This window comes from Pseudoalteromonas sp. NBT06-2, from assembly GCF_002276045.1.
GTDB lineage: Bacteria > Pseudomonadota > Gammaproteobacteria > Enterobacterales > Alteromonadaceae > Pseudoalteromonas.
The window spans coordinates 1-15,620 of record NZ_NQMR01000055.1 but is presented as its reverse complement, the minus strand read 5'-3'; the positions used below and the strand labels follow the sequence as shown (position 1 = coordinate 15,620).

The 15,620-nt window shown below is 35.5% G+C and carries 9 protein-coding genes, 1 tRNA gene and 2 pseudogenes; 4 read left to right on the top strand and 8 right to left on the bottom strand.

The window, feature by feature from the left end; all coding sequences use genetic code 11:
• Positions 1 to 109: 109 nt before the first annotated feature.
• Genes CJF42_RS12290 through CJF42_RS12280 form a run of 3 tightly spaced genes read right to left on the bottom strand, consistent with a single transcriptional unit; the run spans position 110 to position 5,820 of the window.
• Complete coding sequence (locus CJF42_RS12290; protein WP_095366967.1) at positions 110 to 3,229, bottom strand: efflux RND transporter permease subunit; 3,120 nt, start codon at positions 3,227 to 3,229, stop codon at positions 110 to 112.
• Entirely contained in the window at positions 3,226 to 4,419 is a 1,194-nt protein-coding gene (locus CJF42_RS12285; RefSeq protein WP_095366966.1) for an efflux RND transporter periplasmic adaptor subunit, read from the bottom strand. Before CJF42_RS12285 ends, CJF42_RS12290 begins: the two co-directional genes overlap by 4 nt.
• Positions 4,420 to 4,422: 3 nt before the next feature.
• Positions 4,423 to 5,820 carry a TolC family protein gene (locus tag CJF42_RS12280; protein ID WP_095366965.1) on the bottom strand — a complete coding sequence of 466 codons (1,398 nt, stop codon included), beginning with the start codon at positions 5,818 to 5,820 and terminating at the stop codon, positions 4,423 to 4,425.
• 930 nt (positions 5,821 to 6,750) lie between these two features.
• Here CJF42_RS12280 and rbp point away from each other — a divergent pair.
• The 4 genes and pseudogenes from rbp to CJF42_RS12260 form a co-directional block, all read left to right on the top strand.
• Entirely contained in the window at positions 6,751 to 7,017 is a 267-nt protein-coding gene (rbp, locus tag CJF42_RS12275) for an RNA-binding regulator (protein ID WP_095366964.1), read from the top strand.
• 311 nt (positions 7,018 to 7,328) lie between these two features.
• Positions 7,329 to 7,733: an MBL fold metallo-hydrolase gene (locus CJF42_RS12270; RefSeq protein WP_095366963.1), complete on the top strand. Its 405-nt coding sequence runs from the start codon at positions 7,329 to 7,331 to the stop codon at positions 7,731 to 7,733.
• Positions 7,734 to 7,775: 42 nt separating this feature from the next.
• On the top strand, positions 7,776 to 8,399 hold the full coding sequence (locus tag CJF42_RS12265; RefSeq protein ID WP_212668814.1) for an MBL fold metallo-hydrolase: 624 nt from the start codon (positions 7,776 to 7,778) through the stop codon (positions 8,397 to 8,399).
• A gap of 64 nt (positions 8,400 to 8,463) precedes the next feature.
• A pseudogene (locus CJF42_RS12260) lies at positions 8,464 to 8,741 on the top strand (transposase); the annotation flags it as partial.
• Positions 8,742 to 9,316: 575 nt separating this feature from the next.
• Here the strand turns inward: CJF42_RS12260 and CJF42_RS28620 are convergent.
• From CJF42_RS28620 to CJF42_RS12230, 5 genes and pseudogenes are all read right to left on the bottom strand, one after another.
• A pseudogene (locus CJF42_RS28620) lies at positions 9,317 to 9,531 on the bottom strand (hypothetical protein).
• Between the two features lie 151 nt (positions 9,532 to 9,682).
• Complete coding sequence (locus CJF42_RS12245; protein WP_095366961.1) at positions 9,683 to 13,720, bottom strand: M36 family metallopeptidase; 4,038 nt, start codon at positions 13,718 to 13,720, stop codon at positions 9,683 to 9,685.
• Between the two features lie 219 nt (positions 13,721 to 13,939).
• Positions 13,940 to 14,794, bottom strand: a complete 855-nt coding sequence (locus tag CJF42_RS12240; protein ID WP_095366960.1) for a hypothetical protein — start codon at positions 14,792 to 14,794, stop codon at positions 13,940 to 13,942.
• A 196-nt stretch (positions 14,795 to 14,990) separates the two neighbouring features.
• Positions 14,991 to 15,164: a hypothetical protein gene (locus CJF42_RS27475; RefSeq protein WP_170940594.1), complete on the bottom strand. Its 174-nt coding sequence runs from the start codon at positions 15,162 to 15,164 to the stop codon at positions 14,991 to 14,993.
• 346 nt (positions 15,165 to 15,510) lie between these two features.
• Positions 15,511 to 15,586 (bottom strand) — tRNA-Phe (locus CJF42_RS12230).
• Between the last annotated feature and the right edge of the window lie 34 nt (positions 15,587 to 15,620).

The window sequence follows — 15,620 nt, the reverse complement described above, 5'->3', positions numbered from 1 at the left end:
AGCTTGTGACGTAGATATCATGGTGTATAGGGATATTTCTATTAATTAAAATAAGTTATAAAAAAACCAGTCTATCAAGATAATAGACTGGTATTATTGAGAATTGTTATTAAGAGGTTGTTAACTCTGCTTCTGTTTCAAATGCACTTTTTACTTTTTCTACCAACATATAATTAACAGGTATTAAGATCAAAGTAATAAAAGTGGCAAATAAAATACCAAAACCCAATGATACAGCCATTGGTATTAAAAACTGTGCTTGTGTCGATTCTTCAAAGAGTAAAGGCATCAGGCCTATAAAAGTTGTTAAGCTTGTTAACATAACAGGTCTAAACCTTGCGGCTCCAGCCGTTAAAACGGCTTCCATTAATTTATCAGCTCGATCTTCCATTTGATCACGCTTTTTATTAATGAAGTCAACTAACACTAAGGAATCATTTACCACGACGCCTACAAGTGCCAGCATACCTAATAAACTCATTATGGTTAATTCCATACCCATGATCCAATGCCCCATTACAGCGCCTATCATACCAAATGGGATTACACTCATTACAATTAAAGGCTGTAAATACGATTTAAAAGGGATAGCCAATAAACCATAGATAATGAAAAATACAAATAATAAAGCCCAGCCAAGTGAACTAAATGATGCTCTTTGCTCTTTTGCTTCACCTTCTAATGAATGATTTACACTAGGGTACTGTACAATTAACTCATCAAGATACGTTTTTAAATCGGCTTGTAATATCGTCATATTAGTATTTATTTTATCAATATCAGCTGTGACATTTACCGTTCTATATCTGTCGATACGATTAATAGAAGCGGGACTTTGACCGGGTATTAAAGTTGCAATATGTGATAAAGGCACATTACCGCCTTCAGCTGTTGTAATTAAAATATTTTCAAGACTTGATACCGATGCCCGTTCATTTAAAGGTAAACGCACCATCACACGCACATCATCACGACCTCTTTGAATACGTTGTACTTCAGCACCAAAAAATGCACTTCTTACTTGGCGAGAAACTTCTACTCGCGTAAAGCCAAGCGCGCGACCTTGATCTGTTAGCTCAATTTGCAACTCTTCTTTACCATCAGATAAGCTATCCGCAATTTCAAAAACCGTAGGATGAGTTGCTAAACGTGCTTTTACTTTTTCAGCAACTTCCTTAAGCGTTTCTAATGATGTTGCAGTAAGCTGCACATCAATTGGATCGGAAGAACGTCCTATTTCAGCTCTAAAAGTTAAGCTTTCGGCACCAGGCACAGTGCCAATGAGTTGACGCCATTCTCTTACTAATTCTTTAGAAGTGATAGTTGACTCTCTTTGCTCAGGCGGTACAATCTCAAAACGCACACCACCAAAGTTGGAAACTCCTCCTCGACCACCTGTTGTAGCTAATATATTTAAAATGATGCTTTGGTTGGTTTCAGGATCTCGATATTTTTCTCGTAAAACATCGGCTTTATTAGCCATTTTAATCACAAATTTATTGGTAACTTCAAAAGGTGTACCCGTTGGTAATGTTAAATTAACTCTCACGGTTTCACTTGGGATCCGGGGAAAAAAGATAAACTTAGTCCAACCACTGGTAATTAAGGTCACAATAATAATAAACACGCCAACAAATAAACTTAATGTAGTTAGCTTATATTTTAAGGTTGTTATCAATAAAGGTTGATAATACTTTAAGATCAATCCTTCAAAACCATCTGCAAATTGGTGCTGGAAATGTTCAAACCTGCTTGGCTCTGACTTTTCATGGCGCAATTTAATATTTTTTAAATGAGATGGCAGTACAAATTTTGATTCAATCAATGAAAAAATTAATACAGGTATTACAACAATTGGAATCTGTGCAAATAAGGCACCTCTTGCACCTTCAATGAATGCTAAAGGTAAAAAAGCAGCTACTGTTGTTAAAATACCAAATGTAACTGGTGTTGCAACTTCTTGCGTACCTTTTATAGCGGCGTATTCACCAGATTCTGCATTTTCTAGATGAGTATAAATGTTCTCGCCTGTTACTATGGCATCATCTACCACGATACCTAGTACTAAAATAAAACCAAATAAACTCATTATATTTAAGGTGATACCAAAAAAGGGCATGGCAATAAATGCCCCCATAAATGAAACAGGAATACCTACACAGACCCAAATTGCAATTGCTGGACGTAAAAATAAAGTCAAAAGAATTAATACTAAAAAACCACCTTGCAATGCACTGGTTGTTAAAGTTGAAATACGGTTTTTAACAATTTGGGAATCATCATCCCAATAACTTAATTCATATCCTATAGGTAAATTTTCTTGGCGAACATCAATATAGCTTTTTACTTTTTGTGCAACATCAATTGCACTTTGCTTGCCAATTCGATAAACATCAATAAATGCAGCTTGGTTACCGTTAAAACGGGTTCTTACTGGTGTTTCTTCAAAGTCATCTCTGATAGTTGCAATATCACTTAAAGTTAAAATTGAGCCATCAATATGAGTTTTTATCGCTATTTTGGCATATTCATCTTTACGATAAGCTTGGCCTTTTGATCGAATCAGTACATCGCCACCGTGAGTTTTAATATTACCCGCTGAAATATTAGCGCTGGAGTTAGAAATAGTAGTAGATACCTGACTAATACTTAAACCATATTGATTTAACGTATCTTGAGAGATCTCAATCGCAACTTCATAATCTCTCACACCACTTAGCTCTAATTGTGTAATACCAGGTATACGTAATAAATCATCACGTATTTTCTCAGCAAATTCTCTTATTTCTTTTTCACCATATTGTCCTGAAACCGTAACTGACAACACTTCATGTTTTCTCTGTGCTAAGGCTACAACAGGTTTTTCTGCATCTACTGGAAATGTATTAATTGCATCCACACGCCTTTTGATATCAGCCAACATTTCACGAGGATCATAGCCAGATTCGACTTCTATTGTTACAGAAGCTAACCCTTCTGAAGAACGACTTGAGATTTTTTCTATGCCTTCAAGATCTTGTACTGCTTCTTCAATACGAATGGCAACTCCTTGCTCTACATCTTCTGGAGTTGAACCGCGAAGCGATACTTTGATACTTATTTTATCGGTCTCAATAGATGGGAATACTTCTAATGGAATTTGCGTTAATAAGCTAAACAAACCTGAAAATATAATTGTAATCATTAGCAAGTTTGCTGCTACATGATTTCGGGCAAACCAAGCTATCATGATTCACCTCTTTTCTTTTTTTGTATTAGTTTTGTTCCTGTGACTTTAACTCGAGTACCTGAACTAACTTGGCCTAAAGGTGTGATCACTAAATTATCTTTAAAGTTTAAGCCTGTTGCTATAATCGCATCTGTGCTATTTTGCCAGCTAACGGTGATATCTTTACGTTTAAGTACATCTTGCTCAACAACATAAACATAACTACCTTGATAAATAGCGCTATTAGGAATAACAATCGCGTTTTCAACGTGTTTGCCTTTTATATTGGCTGTTAAATATTGGCCTATTTTAATCGAAGGCTTTTGATTATGGCTTATATCAAAGGGTTTTTTTATATGTGCTACGACATAAAGTTGTTGGGAATCAGTATCAATGGCGCTTTCAGTTCTAACGACTGTACCTTGCCATTTTTGTACGCCAATAAGCTCTGAAGTAAGTGATACTGATGTATCAGCTATTTTGTGATTGTTATTGCGAAACGCTTCAGGAAATACCATAAAACCTAAATCTTTATTTTTAATTGGCAAACGAATTTCTAAAACATCTGTAGCGTATATGTCTGCGAGTTGAGTATTAACTGAAACGACTTGCCCTAAGTCCACGTATTTTTTTAATATTCGTCCAGAATATGGTGCTACAATTTGACTTCTTTCTAATGCTAAGTCTGTTTTCTCTAATTGTGCTTGGGCAGATAATACTTGTGCTTTTGCAGCTTCAAGTTGTGGCTCTCTCAAAACTAAAGCCGAAGGCTTATTACCGTTAGCTAATCTTTTCCAATTAACTAAAGCTTGCTCTACTCTTGCCTGCTCTTCTAATAAACCTTGCTTGGCAAACATTAAACTTGCTTGCGCTATTTTTTGCTCTGCCAAATAATCTCGATCATCTAACGTAATTAAAGTATCACCTTTTTCAAAAAATCCACCTTCTCTGAACTGATCGCGTACTTGATTGATTTGCCCAGATACCTGAGAAACTAAAACACTTTGAATTTGTGGCTTAACGATGCCAAAACTTTCAATCATCACAGGATAAGATTGTGGTTTTAATCTTTTTATTTCAACTGTCATTAGAGGGGCTTGTGATACTTTTTCTCTTTGACTTTTTGGCGGATTATTTTTAATAAAATACACCGAAATAGCTGTCACCGTTAAAATAACGATAGGAATAAGTATTTTTTTTATTTTTTTCATAAATTATTTCGCCTCTTTATTTTGTTCTGATGCTGAAAAATCACCACCTAAGGCAATATGTAGTTCAATTCGATTTCTAATTAATTGGCTTTTTATTTGTATCAATGTACTTTGAGCATCAAAAGAACGGCTTTGTGCATCAAGTACTGTAGTGTAATCAACTAAACCATTGTGATAATTTTCAAACGATAACCTCTGCGCCGCGATTGCATTTTCTTGGGCTGCTAACATCATTTGATATCTTTGTTTTAAGCTACTTTCTAGTGTTACAGCATTCTCAACATCCAAAAATGCGTTATGCAAAGTTTCTAAATAACCTTGTTCACTTTGTTTAAGTAACAAACGGGATTTTTCTTCGTTAGCTTCTAATTTTCCGGCATTAAAAATTGGCATAGTTAAATTACCTAATAATGACCAACCTAGCGCAGAAATTGAAACAACATCTGATAGTTCGGAAGCACTATTACCTACAGAAGCCATTAAGCTAATTGATGGGAATCTTTGTTTATGAGCGTATGCTAAAGATGCATCTTTAGCTAAAAGTTGATACCAAGATGCAACCAATTTAGGTTTTCGAGCAATAAGCCCTGAAGGTAAACCTTTTGGAATATCTGAACTTAATAAAGGCAAGCTAGCTTCAATACTCAGTGCGCCTTGTGGGTAATTTCCTAAAAGTAATTCTAGTGTACGGATCGCTTCTATTTTTGTTGCTTTTTGTTCTGCTGCACGTGATAGCTCACTATTAAGTTCATTACGTGATAGATAAACATCTAGGGCACTGTTTAAACCTTGCTGATATCCTGATTCGATAATATCTAGATTTTGTTTAGTGTTATCTGCTCGCTGTTGGTATAAGTTTGTTAATTGCTTGGCTTCAATGACTTTAAACCAGGCAATCACAACATCAGCAACTAATTGCTGTTTTCCTTGTTCAAAATTAGCTTGATCTGATAAATAACTCAAATTAGCTTGCTTATCAAAATCAGATAGCTTTCCCCATAGATCAATTTCGTACTTAATATTGAGGTCAACAGAAACGTTATTAATATAAGAGTTAGGAGAAATATTCTTGCGTCGATTACTTGATAAAGCTAAATCTAAAGATGGCCATAATGTGTTACCAGAAATAATTAATTCCTGTTTTTTCATTTGCAGTGAATAAGCTTGCTGCTTTAAAGTAAAGTTATTATTTAATGCCGTTTGAACTAATGATTGTATTTGATCATTGCTGATTTGCATTAACCAACCATTTTTAACATCTTCCAACTGAACATGATTTTCCCAGTTTTTAGGTACGTGTACCTTAAGTAAGGACTCTTCAAGTTTATAGGTTGCCGTATTACACGCACTTAATAAAATACAACTTAATAATACACTTAATACTTTAAGGCGTTGTCTCATATACTAAAACCTATTTAATTTTTAAAACACTTTATTGTAAACCTAGTCAATAAAATGTCTAAAGCAACTTTACATAAGCTTACATTGATACGGTTAAAACGATTAATGTGCAACAATTAACACAGGTACTATGGGCTGTCATTTTCCATAGGAGGCAAGCACAGTAAGCAAGTTGTTCCAATACACCGTGAATGACCTAGACGTAAAGGTGAAGCGGGTATTTGGCATTGAGACCAAAACATGTAGCCAATGCGATGAGGGCAGTTAAGCTCATTGCGCGTATTGAAAATTTTGTAGTGATTAAGAAAATACTCGTTCACCTCCACAAGGATGATCAATCATGCAATGCCCACACTGCCAATGCTCCCTTTCATTATTAAACACGAGGTCATATTGGCCAGTATTTCGCACAATGTAGTGACATTTAGATAGCGAATAAATTATCACACAACTTACAATAAAATTATGAATTTTCATGGTATTCGTTAGTCACTGAACAGATGCTGTTATCAAATTTAACTAACCCATCGAATAAAAAATAACATTGAAATCGACCTCTATCTACCATGCGAAGGGATTTAGTTTGGTCGCTCAAAACTTTAGAATTTAATTACCCATAAATCTCACTCAATGGCACTGCCATCACCACCATAGGCATTAACGCATGGCTAACCCTGCTGGGTTTTTAGGATGAAATGACAAGATACGCGTAAAAAACAACCGCATATAAAGCTGTTTTTGTTGTTCTTTATTTACTTTCTGCTAACAACGATTGTACTAAAAATAGATATATCGCCTATCTGCTAACAATTTATCTCAGCGTATGGGATGCCCTGAAGAATATTGTTTTGATTTATAAGAAGAATAAGAGTATTTTTCAAAATCAAAAACTACTTAAAATAATTCAGCAATAATTAAAAAGGAAATATTATGCAAATTTATGTAGGAAATATGTCATACCAAACAACTGAAGAAACAATAAAGTCATTATTTGAACAATATGGAAAAGTACAAAAAGTAACTTTAATTAAAGATAGAGAAACTCAAAGACCAAAAGGTTTCGGATTTATAAGTATGTCTGATGATAATGCCGGAACTAAAGCAATAGAGGAATTGAATCAACAAGAATTCGAAGGTAGAGCTTTAAAGATAAATGAAGCTAAGCCAAGAGAGGAAAGACCAAGAAGAGATTACTAATTGCTCTTATGAAGTCCAACGGTATGAAAGTTACTATAAAAACGGCCTTGAATCGATTTATGATTGAATTCGAAGACCGTTTGAAAGATGTTATTTTAACCTGGCAGTTACACAAAATGTGTTACAGGGTCGTTTTGGCCAAAAGGTCGTTTATTCCAGTTATACTCAATAACACATACTGCCAATAGAAAGTTTTTGCTGTTGTTGCATACTGTCAGTTATACCTGCTTATTTGTCCTAATTCGCATTATTATTTTATTCTAGTCTTTCTATAATGCAATAGTGTATTAAATTAAACGAAGGAAATAACCATGATCAAGCGTCGACTATTTACCATTATTCTATTTTTCACATTTTATTTTAGCTCACCCGCCAGCTTAGCAGAAAACAAAGTGTCTGTTATACATAACGGCTATGTCAGTCCGATTAAAGGTTTCGAATTTTTGCCCGGAGCGCGAGATGATGGAAGGCGAAAAATAGCCAGCACAGTGACACTGGTAGAAGGAGAAAATACCTTACTTATTGCTGATCCTGGAATGGCTGCAAAAGGTGTTTGGCCCACATTGTTGAAAGAGTTGGCCACGAGAGGCTATAGCCCTGAGCAAGTCACACATGTACTCATCAGTCATCATCACCCTGATCACAATACACAATTAGGTTTATTTCCTAACGCGGTGATTGTTGATCACTGGGCCACATATCAGCATGATCTGTAGAAAGATCATCCAGACAATTATGAAATAGCTCCAGGAATTACCGTGATTCGTACTCCAGGTCATACTAGCGAAGATGCGAGTCTATTGGTGGAAACAGCTGAAGGAACTTATGGTTTGACTCACCTTTGGTGGGCTCCTGATTACTATCCAGCTCAAGATCCGTTAGCACAAGATGCAACTAAATTAACGCAGTCTCGCCAAAAGTTAGCCGCGTCAGTGGACTGGGTTATTCCCGGTCATGGTGCTTTATTTTCACATACTAGAGACAATAAACCGCCATTATCTTCACAAGACAAAGCCCGAGTTGAACAGGCTGTTTGGGCAGCCAGTAAGCGCTGGAAAGAAGGCTTCAATGACGGTAAAGCAAAGCAATGTGCCGAGGCCTATGAAAAAAATGCTGAAATGATCGCCACACCTTTTGGTCGTTACATAGGAACAGCTGCCATTCAATCTTTTTGGCAAAATTTAATCGATCAGGGATTTTCTGATGTCAAATATATTGAACCAGAAATTGAAGTCATTTCAGCTAAGGCTGCGATCATTAAATCAAAATGGTCGATGAACAAAGCGCAGGGAATTATTACTAAAGAACTGTGGGTTATTCAAGAGGACGGTACCGCCAAATTACGCATTGATCTTTTCGAAGCCATAGCCGACAAAAACTAAGCATTATTAATGCACCCCTCTGCAACACCATGTTGTATCAGGGGTCTTTAGAGTCGATGAAGACGCTCATTGTGAGCACTTTTTATGACAAATGGTGACCCTAATAGTGTTAAGAAAGAGCAAGTTATTTTGGTAAATATGATGATAGAAAATGTAAAAACTCTATTGTTGGAACTTATCATACCATTAAGCACAAACACTTACCGCGGTATTTGGCGGAGTTTAGTTATCGTTTTAATCGGCACTTTGAGTTAGAAGATATGCTGCCACGATTTTTATATGTTGCTTTACAACCCGCCTATAACGAATAAAATTTTGAGTATAGCTGAGCTTTATGTGTAATCAGGTAAAGATATATCCTTTGGCTATTTTGATGGGTCCAAACGACACTAACAATTCATATTTCCCTGCAATCTTATCGGCATTATCCCTAACAATGAAAAAGGTAAACTGAATTTTTTGCAAATCGAGCATGGTTTTCTCAGGAGTCCTGAAACTCGTATCTTGAAGTAGCTTGGGTATAATATCATTGCCGTTAATAAAGTGGTCAATCAGCGGGAGTTCAAAGCGCTTTAGGCAAGGCATTGGTTACAGACAATGGTATTCTCTTATCAAAACCAATAACGCAGTATAAAGAGCTTTAGAGAATTTACACTGTTGTTATGTCAATTCTAAAGGGAATAACCATGAATTCACTGACATGCATAGAATTGTAAAATATCATAAGCTCTGGATGGTCACTTAATTATCTGAATTAATGGTATAAATCAAACTCGGTAGCAATCAAGTCGATCGCCATCTATTACGCATGTACCAGAGTCAAGTACTACAAAAATAAGTAAACTTAGCCACAGTGATGACACTGGTAGTCTAATTTTAATGAAGGATACAATAGAAGTTAGAGGGAACTAGATAGATCATATTTTAAGTATAGGGGCTATTGATCTTTCGAGATTACTTTTGCAGCGAATTGTTGGGCATTTATACAAGGCAGAAGCTTTGTCATGTGGTGTTCCACATAAAAAGGCGATAACGCAGTAAAAATGCCCAACAAACGCTGTCCGAAGGATTCGGCTAAAAGCATTTTATTCTTTGTTGAGTCGTATTTACTTAGAATGACTAGGCTACACACTACTCGCCGCGACTAAAATGCTTTTATCTCGAACAAAATTTAACCCAGAAAGATCAACAGAACAGCCCCTAATATATAGAAAAATAAGTAACAGTTATCGAGAGTCGTCACGCTCTTTAACTGTTACTTATTAACTTTTAAATTACGCTAATTAAATATGTTTTCTTTGGCGAAATAAACGCGCCCCCAACCCTATTAATAATAAATAAGCAGAGAAGGCACCACCACTACTTTTTTTCTTTTTAGTTACAGTAACAACTGCTTTACTCGTAACCGTCTCTTTACCATCACTAACAGTGACTTTAAAATTAACAGTGCCTGCACTTGATGATTCAGGAATAGTAACTTTAAGATTAGCAGTTTCAGCATCTGACAAAATTACTTTACCGCCACTTGTTTGCTCCCATTTATACGTTAATTTATCATTTTCTTTATCATTACCTTTAGCTGTAAGCGTTAAATTACTACCCGCCTTAGTAGTTATGGCAAGTGAATTATTAGCAAATGTACCACCTGTAGACACAAGCGTTACAGTGGGAGCTGTATTATCGGTACATATTTTAGCATTAGCTATAATGGCTTTATCAATGACTTTAGTAGTCAAACCTTTAAACTCAATGTTATCTAATTCCCAAAAATCGTTTGCTTCGCCTTCAACATCTGCGGAGAAATATCTAAAACGAACTTGCACTTTTTTACCCGCATAATCGCGACCAAGATTAATAGCCACTTTACGTAATGGTAGCTTCCGGTTAACCATTTCTTCATCTGTTATATTAAGACCAGAAAAAGCAGCTTGCCCATCAACTTTAGTACCTGCATCAGCGTTTACTTTTGCAGCGTAACCTTTACCAAGTTCAGTACCGTCTAAGTCATAGCGTGTTATTTTAGCTTCATCAATTGCAGCCCACTGTTCACCAATTTCACGCACTTCAATTAATCCGCCTGCGAAGCCTTCTCTGGTAACATATACATGGTCAAAATTAACTTCAAAATCAGTATCATCACCGACTGTAAGCTCTGCACTTTCTAATGATTCATCTTTGGTACCCGCATATGGCCAAATTTTAGCAGTGTTAGACTTTGAACTCGCTGAAAAGGAGCCAAACCATATATCTTCATGTAAATTGTCATTTTCTAACTCACGGGTATTGGTCCAGTTTAAAAATCTTTTATCTGCTTCATTGTCAATACTTTTTTCAAACGCTTCTACATTACCAAAACCGATATCATGGTTAGTGCTAAAGCTAAAGTCTACTTTATTTTCAGGTTTAGCTGTCGATGCAAGGGAAAGGGTTACTTTACTATTAAAGTCAGCATCTTCATTAAGCTTAACCTTAACTTTTATTTGCTGCTGAGCAAAAGGTGCTAATTCACCATGTGTTATATTATTACCATTAACAAAGGTGACTTTATCATTAGACTCAATGACTAATTCACCGCTATTAAGTGTTTCAATACCACTGTTATAAACGCTAATATCTAATTCTGCTACTTCTGTTGGATCCCAAATATTATCAGTATCACAAGCTTTTATCATGTTAGCTATTTTTAAATCTTTAGCTTGAATTATAGATGTTGTTTCAAAGCTTTCTTTCAACCCTTCTTTTAAATCTGGCGAACTTACCGCTGGAGAAGTTGCCAATGTACCCATACCACGTTTGGCAAAAGCTTGAGCTATAATTTTTGCATCTTTAATGTCATTGGCAACAGCACTGGCAATAATGGCATCTCGCGCTAACAGATACGTAGCATCAGATGGTGTTAATTTTAAACCAGATACCAAATATTGACGCATTCTTTCCTTTGCTTGAGTTAATGTTAACCGATCTGAGTCACGAGCAAGCCCCATAAATGCTTCAAACAGTACTGTAGCCCAAATCTCACCTTGGCTATGAGGACCTACATCTGTTACTTCGGTAGCTTCGCCAGCAATAGGGTGTGTTTCAGGTAAGGTTTCACCTAATCTAAAATGGCGATAGCTTAACGCATTCTTACTTATATCAGTTGAATAAGGAACACGACGAATACCAAAATAATAGGCTTGATTATCGCTATCTACTGAGCTGCCATCAGTCCAACCACCTTGGGTATATATTCCATTATAATTGTCTCCGCCTGGCTTTGATAAATCCTCTTCGCGCACTTGGTGCATAATAGCAATAAAATCGCCAAATCCTTCACCCATTCCACCGCCATAAACGTTATTACCCGGACCTTGACCATTACCAGCTAAACGTCCATGAATATAATGTCCCCATTCATGCATAATGACAAGATTACTTAAGGTTGAATCTCGAAACATTTGGCTTTTTAAAGCTAAGTGAGCAGTAATGTTACCTGTTTTAATGGCATCAATAAAAATTTGGCTTTCATCGTTATTATCAACATCAATTACACCATAAGGTAATTGTTTCTCAAAAGTTATAGGTAGTGTTGCATTATTCACTATCATCACAACTGCTGGTGATATTTCACTCAAAGCCTTATAAAATTGTTCTTCATCACATGCTTCTGTGTGATTAATTACTAATACTTTATCAGTAAAATCAGCACCGTTAGTAAATGGTTGACAAATATCTTTTGCATCATTATCTGGCATCAAAACAGCAACACTCGTAAGCGTATCAAAATCTTTTAGGCCTAAACGGTTAGGATAAATGCTTAGCTGGTAGTCTTTAGTCGGTGTAAAATCAAAAGTTATTTTAGGGCTTCCTTGAAATAGGAACTGCTGCATTACAGGAGACTGACCATCTGGTGGAGTAGACATATTTGCATTATTTATTCCTGAAAAATCCTGTCCTTCAGCTAAAATTGGATCTCCCTCATTACCACCACGACCGTAATTGTCTAATTGTGCATTACCAGATGCTTCATCAAAACCAGCATTGTAAAAAACATCATGCAAATAATTTATAGTATAAAACAGATTTGTCACTGCCGCTTGTTTTTGTATGTTATTAGCATTGGCATCTTTTGTTGCATCAAATATATAGTTAAACTCACCATTACCATTAAGTTTAGCGCGTAAATCATCTGAATTCTCTGTAAAACCATCAGGCGCTGAAGTATCAATATATGCATCTACGTTATTACCTTTAGACTCTGTTGCTCCTGCTGGTAGCCAAGGATCTTCGGTATTAATACCAGCATGACTCATTGCTAACATATTTTGTGTACCAAGTGCAGCTTGAAAGCCATCAGGTATACCTGTTGGGTGTGGACTACCATTATTACCATCTGGGCCATCTTGTGGTGCTTTTGTTGCCCTGTCAGCATAAACTAGATAACTAAAGTTTGTGTTTTTTCCGTGAAAAGCTGAATGACTATAGTTTTTTCGTTGTAATATTTTTCCATTTGTTGCTGAAATAACATAACCAAAGTGACGAGTTTCTCCATTAATTCTTGAGGTTCCGGGTTTATTGACACGCAGACTAATTTTATAAGCACTTAATACGCGATCTTTTTGCGGATAATACACTTTTTCAACTGTAGCTGCGGAACTCATTTTCCAGCCATTCTTTGTTTTATTTAGTGTCACTTTGTGGGTATCAAGATCAACAAATACATCGTTCAATGATACTTTTTCTTCTATAAGATCAGATAATGCGATAGCAACCGCTTTATTTTTGTGATAACTAAAATTTTGTTCATCAGCTACAGCGCGAGTTTGTGGTGCAACATTTGCCCCGACTGAAATAAGTTTATGGTTTTTATCCATTAACAAATTAACTGCACCACCTAAAACAGGAATATCATTTACGTATTGATCATATCTGACGATAATGGCCTTATCTTTAGCAACTTGCGAGGCAGTGCGAAATTTCAACCCACGTTCGCCATGGTTATTCAGGCCCAACAATCTTTTATATTGATTAATATAATGTCGACCAGCACTTCGATGCATTTTTTCTGAGGTTTGAGTAGTTGAATTTCTTACCTTATAATTTTTTATAGTTGAATTAGCCCAAAAAAATTGTGGTGTACCAAGTACTGGTGCCACATAAACATTCTTAGAATTATTAATGCGAGCTGAACGAGTTAATTCACTATGAGGTGAAAACATAATACTGCGATTTTTTTCTTGTTTCGCGGCTTGATGTTGAAGCAAGTCATATTGTTCTGTTTGGGCAAATGTATTTATGCTAAAACTGGTTATTATGGCAAGCGTTAATATTTTTATTGGCATTATTTTTTTCCTTCAGTTAAAAAGCACTTTGAAGGAAATATACTAACTAGTACATAAAAATGAGTCTATTGAAGTAAATTGTCAGTTTGTATCCGCTTGTATCAAACTGTAAAAAATTGAATAATCAGGCGAATTATATTATTCTCAAACCTGAAACTAAGATAATTAACTCTTTTATTGTAGCAGAAAGCTGATCTTGAGTTCGAGCTAATTAAGTACTTAATTTGTTCGACGTAATAATGATTTCATCAGATTTTTTTTATGCAACATATTACCATTTTTGGCTGAGATGATATAGCTAACATGCCGAATTTTACCACTTTCTTTGGCAACTCTTAAAGTCAATTGATAAGCACTTTCAATGCCTTTATTCCTAGGAAAATAAACTTTATTAACTTGTACGGATGAACTCAATTGCCAAAGATCCAAGGGGTTGATTAGGTGATATTTATTTAATACTTCATTAACTTCAAATTGGTTTTCATCAATCGATTTTCCAGTTAAATCTTGCCAAGCTACAGATAACGCTTTTTTTTCAGAAATATTAAATCTGCTATATTGGGCTGTATTTGAAGATAAATCTGCTAACGAAGCACTTATTGATATTAATTTATAATCTTTATCCATCAATAAAGTGATGGCCGCCCCCACTATGGGTACATCATTAAAATATTGATGATAGTTCAATATGTTATTGACTGTACTTGAGTTGTTTATAGTATCATTCACCGCACTGATTTTTAATGCTTGCCTTACATTGCTACCAAGCATTAATTTATTTTTATATTGATTTAGGTAAAAACCTCCCGCTTTATACTGTTTTTCGTGGCGACTAAGTAAAAATTGATGTGCTTTAAATATCGGTTTATTTTGATCCGCACCAAAAAAGAAAGTTAATAATTTATTATCTGTTTCACTCGTCACCATTACTTTACTTTGATCACTTGGTGGATATTCGTGATGAGTATTTCTGGAGAGTTCACCTGAATTATCACTTCTGTTGCCAACTATTTCAGGGCTGGTACATGCAGTAATTAACATACACCCTAGTAATGCTAATAATTTAGAAAACATATCTATTGCGTCCTAATATCTATTTATTCCATGTATTTTAAATTTAAAACAAAAAAACAAAAAATTTCAGAAAAAACTCTTAAAGGAAGGGTTTTTCGAAATAGCGATTGTAACAACATATTACACTTTTAACTTCTTTAATTTTATTATTGAGTTTATAAATAAATTTAGCGGTTTCATTATGAAACCTATTTAGCTACTTTGATAGTCTATACCCAAGCCACTTCAAGATGTGAGGTTCAGGACTGCTGATCAATTCATGATCTAGGTGCATCTTTGCATTAATGGTTACTCCCTTAAAAAAAGATGGACCGGCAATATGCTCCTGCATTGCTCTAGTACCTACATCCATGCAGGCAACAACGAGCATGATTTGCTCAGAAGTCCCTGTAAGGTTGGTTTATAAATACTTTATACAGCGTTATTGATTTTGAAAAGGGAATAACCATGTTCTTCAATCAATGCCTTGCCTAAAGCATTTCTAATTCCAACTGAATCCTGCATCTTGAAGTGGTTTGGGTATATCATCTAATTTTATAATCTTTACCAAGAACATTCTCAATTAAAGGATTTGACATAGAAAGGTGTGATTCCAGCAAGTCAAGAATACAGGTATAAATGAAGCTTTCTTTCTAATATAAACGCTTGTAAAGTACAATTATGAAACGAAAAAACCCAAGCATAGCTTGGGTTTTTTCGTAATAAATTTTAATAAATGGTGCCTCGACGCGGAATCGAACCACGGACACGAGGATTTTCAATCCTCTGCTCTACCGACTGAGCTATCGAGGCACATAAACTGTGCTAATTAAAGGTAAAATAGTAC